17 protein-coding genes are annotated in these 17,005 nt (G+C 63.6%); 6 read left to right on the top strand and 11 right to left on the bottom strand.

The annotated features are described in order from the left end of the window. Positions 1-56: 56 nt before the first annotated feature. Positions 57-482 (top strand): hypothetical protein, encoded by a 426-nt coding sequence (locus VA599_RS03525; protein WP_021476688.1) that lies wholly within the window; start codon positions 57-59, stop codon positions 480-482. Positions 483-658: 176 nt separating this feature from the next. Here the strand turns inward: VA599_RS03525 and VA599_RS03530 are convergent, their stop codons facing one another. Then, complete coding sequence (locus VA599_RS03530) at positions 659-1,330, bottom strand: pseudouridine synthase (protein ID WP_021476689.1); 672 nt, start codon at positions 1,328-1,330, stop codon at positions 659-661. 338 nt (positions 1,331-1,668) lie between these two features. Between VA599_RS03530 and VA599_RS03535 the strand changes: the two genes are divergently transcribed. Then, entirely contained in the window at positions 1,669-3,906 is a 2,238-nt protein-coding gene (locus tag VA599_RS03535; RefSeq protein WP_346787686.1) for an NADP-dependent isocitrate dehydrogenase, read from the top strand. Positions 3,907-3,997: 91 nt separating this feature from the next. On the opposite strand, the gene VA599_RS03540 is transcribed toward VA599_RS03535, so the two are convergent. Continuing rightward, positions 3,998-4,888 (bottom strand): LysR family transcriptional regulator, encoded by an 891-nt coding sequence (locus VA599_RS03540; RefSeq protein WP_346787687.1) that lies wholly within the window; start codon positions 4,886-4,888, stop codon positions 3,998-4,000. Positions 4,889-4,989: 101 nt separating this feature from the next. On the opposite strand from VA599_RS03540, the gene VA599_RS03545 reads away from it, so the two are divergent. After that, on the top strand, positions 4,990-5,511 hold the full coding sequence (locus tag VA599_RS03545; protein ID WP_346787688.1) for a GNAT family N-acetyltransferase: 522 nt from the start codon (positions 4,990-4,992) through the stop codon (positions 5,509-5,511). Between the two features lie 92 nt (positions 5,512-5,603). Here the strand turns inward: VA599_RS03545 and VA599_RS03550 are convergent, their stop codons facing one another. Further along, positions 5,604-5,807: a cold-shock protein gene (locus VA599_RS03550; RefSeq protein ID WP_011137214.1), complete on the bottom strand. Its 204-nt coding sequence runs from the start codon at positions 5,805-5,807 to the stop codon at positions 5,604-5,606. Between the two features lie 226 nt (positions 5,808-6,033). Between VA599_RS03550 and clpS the strand changes: the two genes are divergently transcribed. Further along, the gene (gene clpS / locus VA599_RS03555) at positions 6,034-6,342 is read left to right on the top strand and encodes an ATP-dependent Clp protease adapter ClpS (protein WP_021476693.1); all 309 of its coding nucleotides are present in this window, start codon (positions 6,034-6,036) and stop codon (positions 6,340-6,342) included. Further along, entirely contained in the window at positions 6,342-8,621 is a 2,280-nt protein-coding gene (gene clpA / locus VA599_RS03560; RefSeq protein WP_021476694.1) for an ATP-dependent Clp protease ATP-binding subunit ClpA, read from the top strand. Before clpS ends, clpA begins: the two co-directional genes overlap by 1 nt. Before the next feature lie 69 nt (positions 8,622-8,690). Here the strand turns inward: clpA and xerD are convergent, their stop codons facing one another. The 8 genes from xerD to VA599_RS03600 form a co-directional block, all read right to left on the bottom strand. Continuing rightward, positions 8,691-9,578, bottom strand: a complete 888-nt coding sequence (xerD, locus tag VA599_RS03565) for a site-specific tyrosine recombinase XerD (RefSeq protein ID WP_346787689.1) — start codon at positions 9,576-9,578, stop codon at positions 8,691-8,693. Further along, positions 9,565-10,029 (bottom strand): methylated-DNA--[protein]-cysteine S-methyltransferase, encoded by a 465-nt coding sequence (locus VA599_RS03570; protein WP_346787690.1) that lies wholly within the window; start codon positions 10,027-10,029, stop codon positions 9,565-9,567. The genes xerD and VA599_RS03570 overlap by 14 nt, the downstream gene beginning before the upstream one ends. 72 nt (positions 10,030-10,101) lie before the next feature. Beyond that, on the bottom strand, positions 10,102-10,470 hold the full coding sequence (gene rplS, locus VA599_RS03575; RefSeq protein WP_021476697.1) for a 50S ribosomal protein L19: 369 nt from the start codon (positions 10,468-10,470) through the stop codon (positions 10,102-10,104). 3 nt (positions 10,471-10,473) lie between these two features. After that, positions 10,474-11,241 (bottom strand): tRNA (guanosine(37)-N1)-methyltransferase TrmD, encoded by a 768-nt coding sequence (gene trmD / locus VA599_RS03580; RefSeq protein WP_021476698.1) that lies wholly within the window; start codon positions 11,239-11,241, stop codon positions 10,474-10,476. Then, positions 11,241-11,750: a ribosome maturation factor RimM gene (rimM, locus tag VA599_RS03585; protein ID WP_103902154.1), complete on the bottom strand. Its 510-nt coding sequence runs from the start codon at positions 11,748-11,750 to the stop codon at positions 11,241-11,243. The genes trmD and rimM overlap by 1 nt, the downstream gene beginning before the upstream one ends. Positions 11,751-11,784: 34 nt before the next feature. Continuing rightward, a complete protein-coding gene (gene rpsP, locus VA599_RS03590) occupies positions 11,785-12,036 on the bottom strand; it encodes a 30S ribosomal protein S16 (protein WP_011137222.1) in 252 nt (83 codons plus the stop codon). A 106-nt stretch (positions 12,037-12,142) separates the two neighbouring features. Then, positions 12,143-14,818: a bifunctional acetate--CoA ligase family protein/GNAT family N-acetyltransferase gene (locus VA599_RS03595; protein WP_346787691.1), complete on the bottom strand. Its 2,676-nt coding sequence runs from the start codon at positions 14,816-14,818 to the stop codon at positions 12,143-12,145. After that, positions 14,815-15,825, bottom strand: a complete 1,011-nt coding sequence (locus VA599_RS03600; RefSeq protein ID WP_346787693.1) for a cation diffusion facilitator family transporter — start codon at positions 15,823-15,825, stop codon at positions 14,815-14,817. The genes VA599_RS03595 and VA599_RS03600 overlap by 4 nt, the downstream gene beginning before the upstream one ends. Before the next feature lie 193 nt (positions 15,826-16,018). Here VA599_RS03600 and nadA point away from each other — a divergent pair, with 193 nt between their 5' ends. Then, positions 16,019-16,936: a quinolinate synthase NadA gene (nadA, locus tag VA599_RS03605; RefSeq protein WP_021475112.1), complete on the top strand. Its 918-nt coding sequence runs from the start codon at positions 16,019-16,021 to the stop codon at positions 16,934-16,936. Positions 16,937-17,005 lie beyond the last annotated feature (69 nt).

Raw genomic sequence — 17,005 nt, forward strand, 5'->3', positions numbered from 1 at the left:
TCGAGGAATCGTTTCCTATTATTACTAGATGGTAACGTTCAGAAGAGGAGCAAGTGATGTCGTTTGAAACCACCTCCGCCATTCCCAGCTTGAGCCAGCTGCTTGGCCACATCGGGGACGACGGGTCTATTGCCCTTTCCGATATCCGGGAAAAGGCCAACCTCGAACTGTCCAGCTTCGCGGAGCTGGCGCAAAAGGAATTGAGCCAGTTCGACATCAGCATGCCGCCGGCCATCAGTTTGATCAGCGGTGAAGGCTTCCAGCTCTCGCTGGAAAACCAGCACCCGCATTCGGACGAGATTCACAATTGGCTGGATGGAAATCTGATCCTGGCGCGCAAGTTCAAGGAAGTTGAAGTACTGTTTGAATTCGTACGGGCTGCCGAAAGCGCCGGCGAGGTGTTCTCGGAAAGCTCGAACTTCCATATCGGCCTAACCAGCGCGGGTCCGATCGCTTATTTCGAGGATCATCATAACCACTAGCTGTTTGGTCCGTGACCCAATAGATCGGCGCGCGGCATCGGCGCCGCAACACCCCAGCGGGAAAGCGAAAGCTTTCCCGCTCCGCATTTCAGCCCTGCAAACGCAGCGATCGCGGTCGGCGCCTCGCATATTTCCCGATGCCAGCCGTCCCTTCCACCCAAATGCCGCCCGGCGGCTTAGGGTTTCTTGCCGCGCGCGAAACGGAAGGAGGGCGTTTTGCCTGCCTTGCCCGGGCTCGGCGCTTGAGGCGCATTGGGCCGCGGCTTGCCGCCGCGGCCGGCGGACTGCGCCCGCGGCAAATCCTGAAGCGAAACCTCGATCGCGCGCGCCTCGCCCGGCAGCAATCCATCCAGCGCCCACGGACCGATCGCCACCCGCACCAGACGCAGCGTCGGCAGGCCCGCCTTGGCCGTCATTCGCCGCACCTGGCGGTTCTTTCCTTCGCTGATGATGATTTCCAGCCAGCAGTCGGGCACCGTCTTGCGAAAACGCACCGGAGGATTGCGCGGCCACAGTTCCGGGCTGTCGATGCGCCTCACCTGGGCCGGCTGGGTGACGAAGTCGCCCAGGTCCACGCCCTGGCGCAGCATCTCCAGCTGCTCGACCTTGGGCTCTCCCTCCACCTGCACCCAATAAGTCTTGGGCAGCTTCCAGCGCGGATCCGCGATGCGGTGCTGCAGCGCGCCGTCGCCGGTCAGCAGCAGCAGCCCCTCGCTGTCGGTGTCGAGCCGACCGGCCGGGTAGACGCCGGACTGCGCCACGCAGGACTTCAGCGTAGGATGGGTGGGGTGTTCGGAGAACTGGCAGATCACGCCGTAAGGCTTGTTGAGCAGGATGAGCTGGGGCATGCGGACGACACGGCTAAACATAAGGTAGGCGAATGATAGCAAGCCCGGGGCGCGCCGTGATCGATATCGTGCGCCGGACGCCGCCATTCGGCGGTTCGAACAAGCGTTTTATTCGCATCCGAACGTCCATCCGCCAGTTATCAGGCATAAAAGTTTCAGTTGCGCCGCCAACCAAGCCGATGAGAAGGGGTATAATTCGCTTTTGAAAATTGCCCAAGAGCCGCCAGACGCCCGCGTCAGGCCGGCCGCCCGCTCCGATGTTCCCCGGGACATCGTCCGAGCGTTGAACTCTTCGCGCAATCGTTCTGTCGTCACAAGATCAACATGGAGATAGAGTAATGCCAGCAGAACAATCGAAAATCATCTACACCCTCACCGACGAAGCGCCGGCGCTGGCCACCAGTTCTTTCCTGCCCATCGTCCAGGCCTTCGCGGGCTCGGCCGGCGTCCAGGTGGATACCGCCGACATCTCCGTAGCCGCGCGCGTGCTGGCCGAATTCCCCGACTATCTGACCGACGAACAGAAGGTTCCGAACACCCTGGCCGAACTGGGCAAGCTGACGCTGCAGCCGGAAGCCAACATCATCAAGCTGCCCAATATCAGCGCCTCGGTGGCCCAGTTGGCCGCCTGCGTCAAAGAGTTGCAGTCCAAGGGCTACAAGCTGCCCGACTACCCGGAAAATCCGGCCAACGACGAAGAAAAGGCGATCAAGGACCGCTACGCCAAGTGTCTGGGCTCGGCAGTCAACCCAGTGCTGCGCGAAGGCAACTCCGACCGCCGCGCGCCGCTGGCGGTGAAGAACTACGCCAAGAAGCACCCGCACTCGATGGGCGAATGGAAGCAGTGGTCGCAGACCCACGTCTCCCACATGCACCACGGCGATTTCTACCACGGCGAAAAGTCCATCACGCTGGACAAGGCGCGCGACGTCAAGATGGAGCTGGTGACCAAGAGCGGCCAGACCATCGTGCTGAAGCCCAAGGTGGCGCTGCAGAACGGCGAAATCATCGACTCGATGTTCATGAGCAAGAAAGCGCTGTGCGAATTCTACGAGCGCGAGATGGAAGACTGCCGCGAGGCCGGCATCCTGTTCTCGCTGCACGTGAAGGCCACCATGATGAAGGTGTCCCACCCCATCGTGTTCGGCCACTGCGTCAAGATCTACTACAAGGACGCGTTCGAGAAGCACGGCAAGCTGTTCGACGAGCTGGGCGTCAACGTCAACAACGGCATGGCCACGCTGTACGAGAAGATCGAAACCCTGCCGGCCTCCAAGCGCGAAGAAATCATCCGCGACCTGCACGCCTGCCAGGAACACCGCCCGCGCCTGGCGATGGTGGATTCCGCCAAGGGCATCACCAACTTCCACTCGCCGAACGACGTGATCGTGGACGCTTCGATGCCGGCGATGATCCGCACCGGCGGCAAGATGTGGGGCGCCGACGGCAAGCCTTACGACTGCAAGGCAGTGATGCCGGAATCGACTTTCGCCCGCATCTACCAGGAGATGATCAACTTCTGCAAATGGCACGGCAATTTCGACCCGCGCACCATGGGCACCGTGCCCAACGTCGGCCTGATGGCGCAGAAAGCCGAAGAATACGGCTCGCATGACAAGACCTATGAAATCCAGGCCGACGGCGTCGCCAACATCGTCGACCTCGCCACCGGCGAAGTGCTGCTGAGCCAAAACGTGGAAGCCGGCGACATCTGGCGCATGTGCCAGGTCAAGGACGCGCCGATCCGCGACTGGGTCAAGCTGGCCGTGACCCGCGCCCGCAACTCCGGCATGCCGGCGGTGTTCTGGCTGGACCCGTATCGCCCGCACGAGAACGAACTGATCAAGAAGGTGCAAACCTACCTGAAGGATTACGACACCAACGGCCTGGACATCCACATCATGTCCCAGGTGCGCGCGATGCGCTTCACGCTGGAGCGCGTGGCGCGCGGCCTGGACACCATCTCGGTGACCGGCAACATCCTGCGCGACTACCTGACCGACCTGTTCCCGATCATGGAGCTGGGCACCTCGGCCAAGATGCTGTCCATCGTGCCGCTGATGGCCGGCGGCGGCATGTACGAAACCGGCGCCGGCGGCTCCGCGCCCAAGCACGTGCAACAGTTGCTGGAAGAGAACCACCTGCGCTGGGACTCGCTCGGCGAATTCCTGGCGCTGGCGGTGTCGCTGGAAGATCTGGGCATCAAGACCGGCAACGCCAAAGCCAAAGTATTGGCCAAGACGCTGGACCTGGCCACTGGCAAGCTGCTGGACGAGAACAAGTCCCCGTCCCGCCGCACCGGCGAGCTGGACAACCGCGGCAGCCAGTTCTACCTGTCGATGTACTGGGCCCAGGCGCTGGCCGCGCAAGCCGACGACAAGGAGCTGCAAGCCCGCTTCGCGCCGGTCGCCCAGCAACTGGCCGACAACGAGCAGAAGATCCTGGCCGAACTGAAGGCCGTCCAAGGCAAAGCGGCCGACATCGGCGGCTACTATCTGCCGGACGCAGCCAAGTGCAGCGCGGTGATGCGTCCCAGCGCCACCTTCAACGCGGCGATCTCCTCCGTGCAGGCCTAAAACCTGGCCAGCAGACCACAAGCCCCCGGTTGCCGGGGGCTTTTTTCATGCCCGCGCGTCCTCCTCCCCTTCCGCGCATGGATCTTCCGAATCAACGCCAATCCCTGGCCAACGCCCGAGCGGCCTCCAGCGTCATCATCTTCGCCACGTCCGGCCGCTTGCCGCCGCGCCAGGCCATCATCAGCCGCCAACGGCCCAGTTCCGGCTCCTGCAATGGCAATTCCCGCAGCGCGCCCCACTCCAGCTCCTGCCGCACCGCCAGACGCGGCACGAAAGCCACATAACCGTGCCAGAGGGCCAGATCGCGCGCGGCCGAGGCCGGCTGCGACAGATGGATGGGCCTGCCCGGCGCGCGCAGCCGCCTCAGGCGGCGAACCAGTTCCTCAGCGCCGTCTCCCCAGTTCTGCGGCGCCAACGGATGCTCCGCCAATCGGCCAAGAGGCTGCGCCTGCTCCACTCCCGCCAGCGGATGGGAAGGAGCCGCCACCGCCACAATGGGCGAATCGCACAAGGCCTCCATTTCCAGTCCCGAGACGGCGGGCCTTTGCAGCACAAAACCGATATCCAGCTCGCCGCCCAGCAGTTGCTGCAGGATCTGGGGCGAATGATCGGTATCGCAACGGATTTCCAGCGGCGCCTCGGCCAGCTTCGCCAGCAAGGGACCAAACACCACGCCAGCCAAAGAAGGCAGACAAGCCACCCGGACTCTCGGCAGCCCTTCCGCCCCGGCCAGACGCTCCCGGCCCTCGGCCATCGCATCCAATGCCGCTCGCGCCGCAGGAAGAAAAGCCATGCAGGCCGCAGTCGGCTCCGCGCCGCGGCGATGCCGGCTGAACAGCCTCGCGCCCAACCGCATCTCCAGCAGAGCGACGCGCTGGCTGGCCTGCGGCTGCGACCAGCCTCGCCGCGCAGCCGCCTGGCTGAAACTGCCCAATTCGGCCACGTCCAGCAGCAACTCCAGATCATCCAGACTCACAGACATAATAAAAATCCATGGCAAATATTTTAGCCAACGCGTTACATGATAGCTCTCAGCCTCCGACAATGGACTCACTCCCACTCGACGGAAAAGAAGAGAACGACATGCGGCTTATCCAGACCGAACGACTGCTGCTGCGCGCCGTCCGCGCCGGCGACGCCGAAGCGCTGTACGCGATCTTCGGCGATCCCGAAACCAACCGCTACAACCCGCATGGCCCCTACCCTTCTCCCGAGCATGCCCGCATGACGCTGGCCGGCTGGACGGAAGAGTGGGAGCGGCATGGCTTCGGCCGCTGGGCAGTCGCCGACAAAGAAGAGCCGAATAGGATCATCGGCTTTGGCGGTCTCAACTACAGCGATTACGACGGGCAAGACAGGCTGAATTTGGGCTATCGCTTCACGCCTTCCGCCTGGGGGCGGGGACTCGCCAGCGAAATGGCCCGGCAAGCGCTGCGCTGCGCGTTCGACTGCTTGGCAGCCCCTGCCGCGTTCGCCAAGGTCCGGCCAGCCAATCTGCCTTCGATCCGCGTGCTGCTGCGGCAGGGTTTCAGCCATCACGGCAGTCTGCGCGACATCCCCGCCGCGCCGGCATCATTGGTCTATATTTCGCGCGCGCCGGCCTAGTAGACCGCCACGAAAATGAAAAGCCCGCCATAGGCGGGCTTTGAAATATGCCTTGCAGCCCACCACGCGGCGGGACTGAATCCAGAACTGACTTACGCGTTCTGAATATTGGACGCTTGCTTACCTTTCGGGCCGGACACCACTTCAAAGCTTACACGCTGACCCTCTTTCAGGGTCTTGAAGCCTTGCATGTTGATGGCCGAGAAATGGGCGAACAGATCCTCGCCACCTTCGTCCGGGGTAATAAAGCCGAAGCCTTTTGCGTCATTGAACCACTTCACGGTACCAAATGCCATTTAACTTCCTTGCGAAAAAAAGGCTGGTGAAGCCGACCAACTTAGAGCTTAATAGAGTTTGACAAAATGCTGTGCTGCAAAATGCCAAACAGTTAAGCCAAGCACCAGCTGCATTTCTACGCAAGCGCGGCGACGGAGTCAAGTGATTGCGATCTTGAGAGCCCCCTTGAAAAAAAGTCTGGGGGAACCAAAATTGAAGTGAGGCACCGTTTCAGTGAAAGTCGACATGTCCACCTCGGTCAAAGACGATGCCCAGCTTGAGGCGTCACGGGTTAGGGAAAACCCACCCCCGATGTATAAGGTGTTGTTATTGAACGATGATTTTACCCCAATGGACTTCGTGGTGCAGGTTCTCCAACAGTTCTTCTACATGAACAGAGAGAAGGCCACCCAGATCATGCTGCAAGTCCACACGCAAGGTCACGGCGTGTGTGGCGTTTATACCAAAGACGTGGCTGCAACGAAGGTCGAGCAGGTGTTGCAATATGCGAAAGCGCATCAGCATCCGCTTCAGTGCGTAATGGAGGAAAACTGATGATTGCCCAGGAGCTTGAAGTAAGCCTGCACATGGCGTTCATGGACGCACGGCGCAAGCGCCACGAGTTCATCAGCGTGGAGCATTTGCTGCTCGCGATGACCGACAACCCGTCGGCCGCAGAAGTCTTGCGGGCCTGCGGCGCCAATATCGACCAACTCAAGAAGCAGCTGACCGACTTCATCGATGAGCACACTCCCACCGTGCCCGGCGAGGCGGAAGTCGAAACCCAGCCGACGCTTGGATTCCAACGCGTGATCCAGCGCGCGATCCTGCACGTGCAGTCGTCGGGCAAGAAGGAAGTGTCCGGCGCCAACATTCTGGTCGCCATCTTCGGCGAGAAGGATTCGCACGCGGTGTATTACCTGCACCAGCAAGGCATCTCGCGGCTGGACGTCGTCAACTTCATCTCGCACGGCATCACCAAGCAGCGGTCGCAGCAGCCGCCGCAGGAGCCGCGCGACAGCGGCAACAACGACGCGGACGGCGAGGAGCAGGCCACCGGACCGGGCGGGGCGCTGGAGAATTACACCCAGAACCTCAACCAGATGGCCCGCGACGGCAAGATCGATCCCTTGATCGGCCGCGAGCACGAGCTTGAGCGCACGGTGCAGATCCTGTGCCGCCGCCGCAAGAACAACCCGCTGCTGGTCGGCGAGGCCGGGGTCGGCAAGACCGCCATCGCCGAGGGCCTGGCGCGCCGTATCGTCGGCGGCGAGGTGCCGGAGATTCTGTCCAAGTCCACCGTTTACGCGCTGGACATGGGCGCCCTGCTGGCCGGCACCAAGTACCGCGGCGATTTCGAACAGCGGCTGAAGGCGGTGATCAAGCAGCTGACCGAGGACACCAACGCGATCCTGTTCATCGACGAGATCCACACGCTGATCGGCGCCGGCGCGGCGTCGGGCGGCACGCTGGACGCGTCCAACCTGCTGAAGCCGGCGCTGTCCAACGGCAGCCTGCGCTGCATAGGCGCGACGACGTACAACGAGTATCGCGGCATCTTCGAGAAGGACAACGCGCTGTCCCGCCGTTTCCAGAAGATCGACGTCACCGAGCCGACGGTGCAGCAGACGGTGGAAATCCTGAAGGGCCTGAAGTCGCGCTTCGAAGCCCACCACGGCGTCAAGTACACGCAATCGGCGCTGTCCACCGCGGCGGAGCTGTCGGCGCGCTACATCAACGACCGCCACCTGCCGGACAAGGCGATCGACGTGATCGACGAGGCCGGCGCCGCGCAGAAGATCCTGCCCAAGTCGCGGCAGAAGAAGGTGATCAACAAGTCGGAGATCGAAGAGATCGTCGCCAAGATCGCCCGCATTCCGCCGAAAACGGTCTCCAGCGACGACAAGAACGTGCTGAAGAATCTTGAGCGCGATCTGAAGAACGTGGTGTTCGGCCAGGAGAAAGCGATCGAAGGCCTGGCCAGCGCGATCAAGATGACCCGCTCCGGCCTGGGCAACCCGCAGAAGCCGATCGGCTCCTTCCTGTTCTCCGGCCCCACCGGCGTCGGCAAGACCGAACTGGCGCGCCAGCTGGCCTACATACTCGGCGTCGAGCTGATCCGCTTCGACATGTCCGAATACATGGAGCGCCACGCCGTGTCGCGCTTGATCGGCGCGCCTCCGGGCTATGTCGGCTTCGAACAGGGCGGCCAGCTGACCGAGGCCATCAACAAGCATCCGTACGCGGTGGTGCTGCTGGATGAGATCGAAAAAGCGCATCCGGACATCTACAACGTGCTGCTGCAGGTGATGGACCACGGCACGCTGACCGACAACAACGGCCGCAAGGCGGATTTCCGCAACGTGGTGCTGATCATGACCACCAATGCCGGCGCCGAATCGTTGTCCAAGCCTTCGCTGGGCTTTACCCAGACCAAGGCCGCCGGCGACGAGATGGGCGACATCAAGCGGCTGTTCAGCCCCGAGTTCCGCAACCGTCTGGATGCCATCATCCCGTTCGGCGTGCTGGACGAGCAGATCATCCTGCAGGTGGTGGACAAGTTCCTGATGCAGCTGGAACAGCAGTTGTCGGAGAAGCACGTCGACATCCACTTCACCGACGAGCTGCGTCGCTATCTGGCGAAGAACGGCTTCGACCCGCTGATGGGCGCGCGTCCGATGGCCCGCCTGATCCAGGACACGCTGCGCAAGGCGCTGGCCGACGAGCTGCTGTTCGGCAGGCTGGTGGCCGGCGGCGAAGTCACGGTCACCGTGGCCGACGACAAGGTGGAGCTGCTGTTCGACCAGAGCGCGCTGGCGGCGGAACCGGTCTGAGCGCAACGTCCCTCCACGCAGCGAAAGACCCGGCATGCCGGGTCTTTTTTATTTCCAACGCCGCGGGCCTCAGCCCCGCGGATGATGGCGCGCGTGCAGCTGTTTCAGCCGCTCGCGCGCGACGTGGGTGTAGATCTGGGTGGTGGAGATGTCGGAATGGCCCAGCAGCAGCTGCACCACCCGCAGGTCGGCGCCGTGGTTGACCAGATGGGTGGCGAAGGCGTGGCGCAGCACATGCGGGCTGACCTTGGACAGACCCTGGCGGCTGGCGTATTGCGAGATCAGGTGCCAGGCCATCTGCCGCGTCATCCCGGCCTTGCGCTGGGTGACGAACACCGCGTCGCACGGCAGGCCGGCCAGCAGCAGCGGCCTCGCCTCCTTCAGGTAGCGCAGCAGCCAGTCCTGGGCGATTTCGCCGAGCGGCACCAGCCGCTCCTTGCTGCCCTTGCCTATCGTCTTCACCACGCCATCCAGCAAGTTCAGCTGGTTCAGCGTCATGCCCACCAGTTCCGACACCCGCAGGCCGCTGGCGTACAGCACCTCCAGCATGGCCCGATCCCGCAGGCCGAGCGGCGTCTCCACATCCGGCGCGTCCAGCAGCGCTTCGACGTCGACTTCGGACAGCGATTTGGGCAGACGCTGCCCGCGATTGGGCGACGCCAGCCTGGCGCTGGGATCGTCGGAGCGGATGCCGCTGCGCAGCAGATACTGGCAATAGCGGCGCAGGGCCGAAATCAGTCGCGCGCGGGTGGCCGGCTTCTCGCTGGCCACGCCGGCCAGCAGCGCTCGCTCCAGATCCGCCTGCCCGGCCGCTTCCAGCGTCGCCCCCTGCTCGGCCAGCCTGCCGGCCAGCTTGGACAAGTCGCGGCGGTAGGCGGCCAGCGTGTTCTGCGACAGTCCGTCCTCCAGCCACAGCTGATCGAGGAAGGCGTCGATGCTGTCCTTATCCGAGCTCATGCAGCAGCAGCCATTTCTTGATGTCCAGCGTCTCGTCGCCGGTAGACTGGTTGAAGCCGCCTAGGCCGGCGCTCGCCACCACCCGGTGGCAGGGCACGATGATGGGAATGGGGTTGCGGCCGCAAGCGCCGCCGACGGCGCGCGGCGACGACGCCAACTCCCGGGAAAGGTCCAGGTAGCGGCGAGTGTCGCCGCAGGGTATCGCCGAAATCCGCTCCCACACCCGCAGCTGGTACGGCGTGCCGGCCAGCCGCCGCGGCACGGTGAAGACATGGCGCGGATCGGCATAGTAGGCATCCAGCTGCCTCGCCACCTCAGCCTCCAGGCTGCCCGGCTTGGGCGGACGCAAGGCCGCGCCCGCCGGCAGGAAACGCAGCTCGAGCAACGCGCCGGCTTCGCAGCGCACGCCCAGCCGGCCGAACGGCGCGGCGATCACCACCTGATAGTCCATTCCCCTTCCCCCAATAAAAAAAGCGCAAGGCCAGGCCTTGCGCTTTGATGATAGCGGCTGTCGCCGGCAGGATTAACCCTGCTTGCGAGCCGGCAGCTTTTCTTTGATGCGTGCGGACTTGCCGGTACGACCACGCAGGTAGTACAGCTTGGCGCGACGCACGTCGCCGCGGCGCTTCACTTCAACGGAAGCCACCAGCGGGGAGTAGGTCTGGAAGGTACGCTCAACGCCTTCGCCGGCGGACATCTTGCGCACGGTGAACGCGCTGTTCAGACCGCGGTTACGCTTGGCGATCACAACGCCTTCGTAAGCCTGCAGACGCTCGCGGTTGCCTTCCTTTACCTTGACTTGAACCACGACGGTATCGCCCGGGGCGAATGCCGGCAGGGTCTTGCCCAGGCGTGCGATTTCTTCTTGCTCGAGTTTCTGGATCAGATCCATGTTTTACTCCGGTTTTTTACGGATATCTTGTTCCTGCTGGTACTCCGCCAGCAGCCGAGATTCCTGTTTTGTCAAAACGCGGTCTTGCAGCAGCTCGGGCCGACGTTTCCACGTCCGCCCCAGCGACTGCTTGAGCCGCCATTTGGCGATCAGGGCATGATTACCGGACAACAGCACGTCCGGCACCCGCATGCCTCGATACTCTTCGGGTCGGGTGTAATGCGGGCAGTCCAGCAGACCGTCCACAAATGAGTCTTCGTAAGCCGATTGGGCGTCATTCAATACGCCCGGCAGCAGCCGGACCACCGCGTCGGCAAGCACCATCGCCGGCAGTTCGCCGCCAGACAGCACGTAATCGCCGATCGAGATTTCCTCATCGACCTGGGTGGCGATCAACCGCTCGTCTATGCCCTCGTAACGGCCGCACAGCAGGATCAAGCCTTGCCGCTGCGACAGCTCCGCCGCCTTGGCGTGGGAGAGCCGCGTGCCCTGGGGCGACAGATAGACCACATGGCTGGCTTCGACGCCGGCTTCGCGCTGGCGCGCGCGCGCGGCGTCTATCGCCTGTTCCAGCGGCTCGATCTGCATCACCATGCCGGGACCGCCGCCATAAGGCCGGTCGTCCACCCGACGATAATTGTCGTGGGTGAAGTCGCGCGGATTCCAGGCTTTGAAATGCCAGAGGCCCAAGTCAAGCGCCCGCTGGCTGACGCCAAAGCGGGCAATCGAATCGAACATCTCCGGGAACAGCGTCACCGCGTCGATCTGCATCAGTAATCCAGACCCCAGTCCACCAGGATGCGGCCTTCGGCCGGCACCACGTCCAGCACATACTGTTCCACGAACGGAATCAGCCGCTGCTGGCCATCGTCGCCCTTCACCACCAGCACGTCGTTGGCGCCGGTTTCGAGCAGATTATCCACCTTGCCAAGCGTTTCGCCCTGCTGATTGACCACGGTCAGACCCATCAGGTCGTTCCAGTAGTACTCGTCATCGGCGGGAGCAGGCAGTTCGCTGCGCGGAACCGCGATCTGCGAACCGCGCAACAACTCGGCGGCATCTCTGCCTTCGACGCCTTCCAGCTTGGCGGCGAGCGCCTTGGGCTGGACTGCGCCGTTCTCAAATGTATACGGCTTCCAGCTGCCGTTCTTGCCCAGCCACCAGACCGGGTAATCGAACAGGCCGTCAGCGTATTCGGTATCGGCGTGGATTTTCACCCAGCCTTTGATACCGAAGGCGCCGCGCACAAAGCCCATTACTACGAGATCTTCGTCGCGCATGCGCCCAATTCCGTCTTGATGTCGGATAGCCGGATTAAGCGGCTACGACTTTCTGCTCTTTCAGCAGCTTGGCAACGGAGTCGGACAGCTGTGCGCCAACGCCGACCCAGTAGTTCAGACGGTCCATGGTGAAGCGGACGCGCTCTTGCTTCTCGTTGGCTACCGGGTTGTAGAAGCCAACGCGCTCGATGAAGCGACCGTCACGACGGTTGCGGGAATCGGTCACCACGATGTTGTAGAACGGACGGTTCTTGGCGCCGCCGCGGGCCAGACGAATCACTACCATTGTCGATTGTCCTTGAAAAAAACGGGATATAGAAAAGCCCACGATTTTATGGCAGATTTCCCTTATCTTGCAAGCGCTTAATGCAAGACCATCCCGAAGCGCCCGCTTACAGCGTCTTCAACACTAGCGTCAACGCCCTGTCCTCGGGGTGCGGCTCGACGCTAAATCCCAGTTTATGCATCAGTTTCAGCATGCCCTTATTGCCTGCCAGAACTTCGCCGCGCATCAGTTTCAGCCCCTGCTCGCGCGCCGCGTCGAACAAGGCCTGCAGCAGCAAGGTGCCGATGCCGCGCCCCTGCCAGTCGTCGGCCACTTCCAGCGCGAACTCGCAGGCCTCGTTGTCCGGATCGGTGATGAAGCGCGCCACCGCCAACATCTCCTCTCCGCCATCGCCTTCGCGCGTCATCGCCAGCGCCATCTCGCGGTCGTAGTCGAGCTGGGTGAAGCGGACCAGCATGCTTTGCGACAGCTGCTTGATGCTGGAAAGGTAGCGGTTGTAGCGGCTCTCCTCCGACAGGTTGCGGACGAAGGCCTGCTGCATGTCCGCATCCTCGGGCCGGATCGGCCGGATCATCACCGGCGTGCCGTCATGCAGCTTGGCGCACACCACCATATGAGTGGGATAAGGCATGATGGCCATGTGGCCGTAGCGTTTCTGGTCCGCGCGCGCGGGTCCGACGAAAATGCGCGCGTCCAGCGCGATCACGCCCTGTTCGTCCGCCACCAGCGGATTGATGTCCATCTCCCTCAACTGCGGCAGCTCGCACACCATTTCCGACACCTGCAGCAGCACGTGGCGCAATTCGTCCACATCCACCGGCGGCAGATTCTTGAACGGCCCCAGCAATTGGCCGATCCGGGTCTGGCCTATCATGCTGTCCACCAGGTAATCGTTCAGCGGCGGCAAAGACAGCGCCAGATCGCGCATTACCTCCACCGCGATGCCGCCGGCGCCGAAGGCGATCACCGGGCCGAGGCCGGCATCGCGCGCGACGCCCACCATCAGCTCGCGCGCGAAGCGGCGCTTGCGCATCGGCTGCACCGACACACCGTCGACGCGCGCGTCCGGCCGCGCCTGGCGGGTGCGGGAAAGGATGGCGTCGAAGGCGGCGCGCAGCGTTTCCTCGTTGCTGATGTTGAGCTCCACCCCGCCGACGTCGGACTTGTAGATGATGTCCGGCGAGTCGATTTTCAGCACCACCGGATAGCCGATCTTGGCCGCCTGCTTGACCGCCTGGTCGGCGGTGCGGGCCAGCGTGGTCGGATTGACCGGAATATGGAAGGCCGCCAGTACCTGCTTGGATTCGCGCTCCGACAGCACGGTGCGGCCTTCGGCCAGCGCCGCGTCCATCACCTTGCGCGCGGTGTTGACGTCCGGATCGTTGCGCAGCCCCTCCAGCGGCCCCGGCGTCTGCAGCAGCAATTGCTGGTTGCGCTGGTAGTCGGCCAGGTGGCGGAACACTTCGATGCCGTACTCCGGCGCCCGGAAGTGGGCGCACTTGGCCTTGGAGAACAGTTCGCGGCTTTCCGACACCTTGGCGTCGCCCAGCCAGGACAGGAACAACGGCTTCGTGGTCTCGCGCTGCAGGCCTATCATCAGCTGGGCGGTGGTCAAGTGGTCGGTGCCGGCCTGCGGGGTGAAGATCACCATCACGCCGTCCACGCCGGGATCGTCGACGCAGGCCTTCACCGCGGTGCGGAAGCGCATCGGGCTGGCGTCGCCGATGATGTCCAGCGGATTGCCGTGCGACCAGTTGCGCGGCAGCACGCTATCCAGCAGCTTGACCGTGCCCTCGCTCAGCTTGGCCAGCTCCACGCCGTAATCGACGGCGCTGTCGGCCGCCAGCATGCCGGGGCCGAAGCCGTTGGTGACGATGGCCAGCCGGCGGCCGCCGACTCGGTAGTTGGCGGCCAGCACCTTGGCGGCGGTGAACAGCTGGGCGATGGACGACACCCGCAGCACGCCGGCGCGCGCCAGCGCGGCATCGAAGGCGTCGCCGCTGGCCACCAGATTGCTGGCGTGGGTCAGCCCGCTGGCGTCGTTTTCGAAACGGCCGGATTTGATCACCACCACTGGTTTGGTGCGGGCGGCGGCCCGCAGCGCCGACATGAAACGGCGGGCGTCATGAATGTGGTGAACATGCAACAGGATGCCCTGAGTAGCGTTGTCTGCCACCAGATAATCCAGAATCTCGCCGAAGCCGACATCCAGCGCCCCGCCCAGCGGCACCACGCTGGAGAAGCCGATCTCCTTGCTGTCGGCCCAGTCCAGCATCGCCGCGCACAGCGCCGACGACTCCGACACCAGCGCCAGATTGCCCGGCCGCACCTTGCCGTTGTAATTGCTGGCGTTGAAGCCGGCCACCGGGCGCATCAGGCCTAGCACGTTCGGCCCCAGGATGCGGATGCCGAAATGGCGGGCGATGGACTGGGCCTCGTTGATCAGCTCCTGCTCCAACTGCTCGCTGTCGGAAAATTCCTTGGCCAGCAGCACTGCCTTCACGCCCTTCTTGCCGCAATCCTTGATCACCGCCGGCAGCGAGCGGATCGCCGTCACCACCACCGCCAGATCCACCGGCTCCTCGATTTGCCGAACCGAGGCCACCGCCGGCATGCCGCCCACCACCTTGTGGTTGAGATTGACCGGAAACAGCTTGCCCTGGAAGGAACTGGCCAGCAGATTGGCGAACACCGCCTGGCCGATCGAACCCGGCCGGTCGCTGGCGCCGACCACGGCTACGGTGCGCGGGGAAAACAGCGGGGTCAGGTAATGCGGCCTCATGAATGCTTGTCCTCGGAGATGATATCTATCGGTACCGGCTTGCCGGCGGGCGCGGACGCCGGCCATTCCGCCTGCAAGGTTACGTGATCTATGCAAAATTCGCGCGACAGCATCAGTTGGCAGGCGGCCAGGATGCGCGGCCAGTCCTGCGGCGCGGCGATGCGCACGTGGGCGGACAGTGCCGCCCGCTCGGCCGACATCGTCCACACGTGCAGATCATGGACCGAGCGGACGCCGGCGATGCCCGACAGCGCCTCGCCGATGCGGTTGTAGTCCAGATGCGCCGGCACGCCCTCCATCAGCACGATCACCGCCTGGCGGATCAATCGCCAGGCCGCCGCCAGCAGCAGCAGCGCCACCAGGATGGACAGCAACGGGTCCGCCGCCGTCCAGCCGGTGAGGTAGATGATCACGCCGGACGCGATGGCGGCCACCGAGCCGAACAGATCGCCCAGCACATGCAACAGCGCCGCCCTGCTGTTGAGCGAATGCGCGCCGCGGCTGAGCACCCAGGCCGCCAGCATATTGACCGCCAGGCCGATCGCGGCGATCAGCATCACACCCATCCCGTTCACCGCATGCGGCCGCAGCAGCCGCTCCGCCGCCTCCGCAACGATGAAGACCGACAGCCCGAACAGCAGCAGGCTGTTCAGCAGCGCGCCCAGCACCTCGGCCCGACCATGGCCGAACGACAGCCGGTCAGTGGCCGGCCGGCTGCCGATGCGTGCCGCCCACAGCGCCAGCAGCAGCGACAGCGAATCGGTCAGCATGTGGCCGGCGTCGGACAGCAGCGCCAGCGAGCCGCTCCACCAGCCGCCCAGCGCCTCCACCAGCGCGAAACCGCAAGTCAACGCCAACACCTTGGCCAGCGCGCGGCTGCTCAGCCGCCTGCCGTCTCCACCCTCCGGACCGCCGTGGCGGTGCAGATGCGAGTGGTTGGCGTCGTGATCGTCGTCGTGGGCGTGATCCACGCCGTCCTCATCATGCAGATGGAAACCAGGCGTCATTTTGACCTCCGACAAACCACTGACAGATGCATTTCAGCCACGGCGCCCGGTGAAATTAACCCGGTGCGATACCCAGCCAGTGGCGCAAGCTTTACAATATTGCTAACCTTTACAGTTTCGCAACAAACGTTTATTGCGCCGCAGCATTCAACCGGCCGGGTCCCTTCCCCGGTCTGGCAGGAGCCGAAACACCATGACGAAACGCGTCGTCACCCTCGCTCATTATTACACCCAGCCGGAAATCCAGCAGATGGCCGACAAGGTGGGAGACAGCCTGGAACTGTCCTTGTACGCCAAGGAGGCCCAGGCCGACATCATCGTCTTCGCCGGGGTGCGCTTCATGGCCGAGACCGCGAAGATCCTCAACCCGGACGCCACCGTGATCCTGCCGGACGCCGGCTCGACCTGCTCGCTGGTGACCCAGACCGACGTCGCCGAGCTGACCCTGTGGCGCAAGCGCTATCCGGACCACGTGCACGTGTCCTACATCAACTCCAGCGCCGAACACAAAGCAGTGTCGGACTGGATCGTCACCAGCCGCAACGTCGACGACATCATCGCCCACCTGTACGCCGAGGGTAAGCAGGTGATCTTCTCGCCTGACCGCAATATGGGCGGCTACCTCAACGACCAGTACGGCTACGACATGCCGCTGTGGTCGGCGGTGTGCGAGGTGCACGACAAGTTCAACGAGGCGGCGCTGAACGAGGCGTTCGAGGCCGTGCCCGGCGAGAAATACCTGATCGCCCATCCGGAAAGCCCGCTGCCGGTGCTGAAGAAAGCCGATTACGTCGGCTCCACCTCCGGCATGCTGAACTGGGTGAAGGCCTACCAGGGCGACGCCAAGGCGGTGATCTTCGTCGCCACCGAGGACGGCATCCTGTACAACATGGGTCTGGCCCGTCCCGACCTCGACCTGCGCCAGGCGCCGATCTACGCCGGCTGCCAGTGCAACTCCTGTCCTTACATGAAGATGAACACCATAGAGGCGGTGAAGCGCGCGCAGCAGGGCGAGGGCTTGGCCATCGACTACCTGAGCCAAGAACAAATGGACGCCGCGCGCGTGCCCATCGAGCGGATGCTGGAATTCAGCAAACGCTACTACGCCTGAACAGGCTAGACAAACCCGCCCTCCGCGGGTTTTTTTACGGTCCCCGCGCCTACGCCGCGCTATCCGCTG

This window comes from Chromobacterium indicum (genome assembly GCF_039708975.1).
GTDB classification, from domain to species: Bacteria; Pseudomonadota; Gammaproteobacteria; order Burkholderiales; family Chromobacteriaceae; genus Chromobacterium; species Chromobacterium piscinae.

What these genes read in the sequence shown, in the direction of transcription:
- VA599_RS03570 (WP_346787690.1), bottom strand. Translation starts at nt 10,029, where the DNA reads ATGGACTATCAGGTGGTGATCGCCGCGCCGTTCGGCCGGCTGGGCGTG.
- xerD (WP_346787689.1), bottom strand. Translation starts at nt 9,578, where the DNA reads ATGAGCTCGGATAAGGACAGCATCGACGCCTTCCTCGATCAGCTGTGG.
- nadA (WP_021475112.1), top strand. Translation starts at nt 16,019, where the DNA reads ATGACGAAACGCGTCGTCACCCTCGCTCATTATTACACCCAGCCGGAA.
- VA599_RS03525 (WP_021476688.1), top strand. Translation starts at nt 57, where the DNA reads ATGTCGTTTGAAACCACCTCCGCCATTCCCAGCTTGAGCCAGCTGCTT.
- clpA (WP_021476694.1), top strand. Translation starts at nt 6,342, where the DNA reads ATGATTGCCCAGGAGCTTGAAGTAAGCCTGCACATGGCGTTCATGGAC.
- VA599_RS03550 (WP_011137214.1), bottom strand. Translation starts at nt 5,807, where the DNA reads ATGGCATTTGGTACCGTGAAGTGGTTCAATGACGCAAAAGGCTTCGGC.
- VA599_RS03595 (WP_346787691.1), bottom strand. Translation starts at nt 14,818, where the DNA reads ATGAGGCCGCATTACCTGACCCCGCTGTTTTCCCCGCGCACCGTAGCC.
- VA599_RS03600 (WP_346787693.1), bottom strand. Translation starts at nt 15,825, where the DNA reads ATGACGCCTGGTTTCCATCTGCATGATGAGGACGGCGTGGATCACGCC.
- rplS (WP_021476697.1), bottom strand. Translation starts at nt 10,470, where the DNA reads ATGGATCTGATCCAGAAACTCGAGCAAGAAGAAATCGCACGCCTGGGC.
- rimM (WP_103902154.1), bottom strand. Translation starts at nt 11,750, where the DNA reads ATGCGCGACGAAGATCTCGTAGTAATGGGCTTTGTGCGCGGCGCCTTC.
- trmD (WP_021476698.1), bottom strand. Translation starts at nt 11,241, where the DNA reads ATGCAGATCGACGCGGTGACGCTGTTCCCGGAGATGTTCGATTCGATT.
- rpsP (WP_011137222.1), bottom strand. Translation starts at nt 12,036, where the DNA reads ATGGTAGTGATTCGTCTGGCCCGCGGCGGCGCCAAGAACCGTCCGTTC.
- VA599_RS03535 (WP_346787686.1), top strand. Translation starts at nt 1,669, where the DNA reads ATGCCAGCAGAACAATCGAAAATCATCTACACCCTCACCGACGAAGCG.
- VA599_RS03540 (WP_346787687.1), bottom strand. Translation starts at nt 4,888, where the DNA reads ATGTCTGTGAGTCTGGATGATCTGGAGTTGCTGCTGGACGTGGCCGAA.
- clpS (WP_021476693.1), top strand. Translation starts at nt 6,034, where the DNA reads ATGTCCACCTCGGTCAAAGACGATGCCCAGCTTGAGGCGTCACGGGTT.
- VA599_RS03530 (WP_021476689.1), bottom strand. Translation starts at nt 1,330, where the DNA reads ATGCCCCAGCTCATCCTGCTCAACAAGCCTTACGGCGTGATCTGCCAG.
- VA599_RS03545 (WP_346787688.1), top strand. Translation starts at nt 4,990, where the DNA reads ATGCGGCTTATCCAGACCGAACGACTGCTGCTGCGCGCCGTCCGCGCC.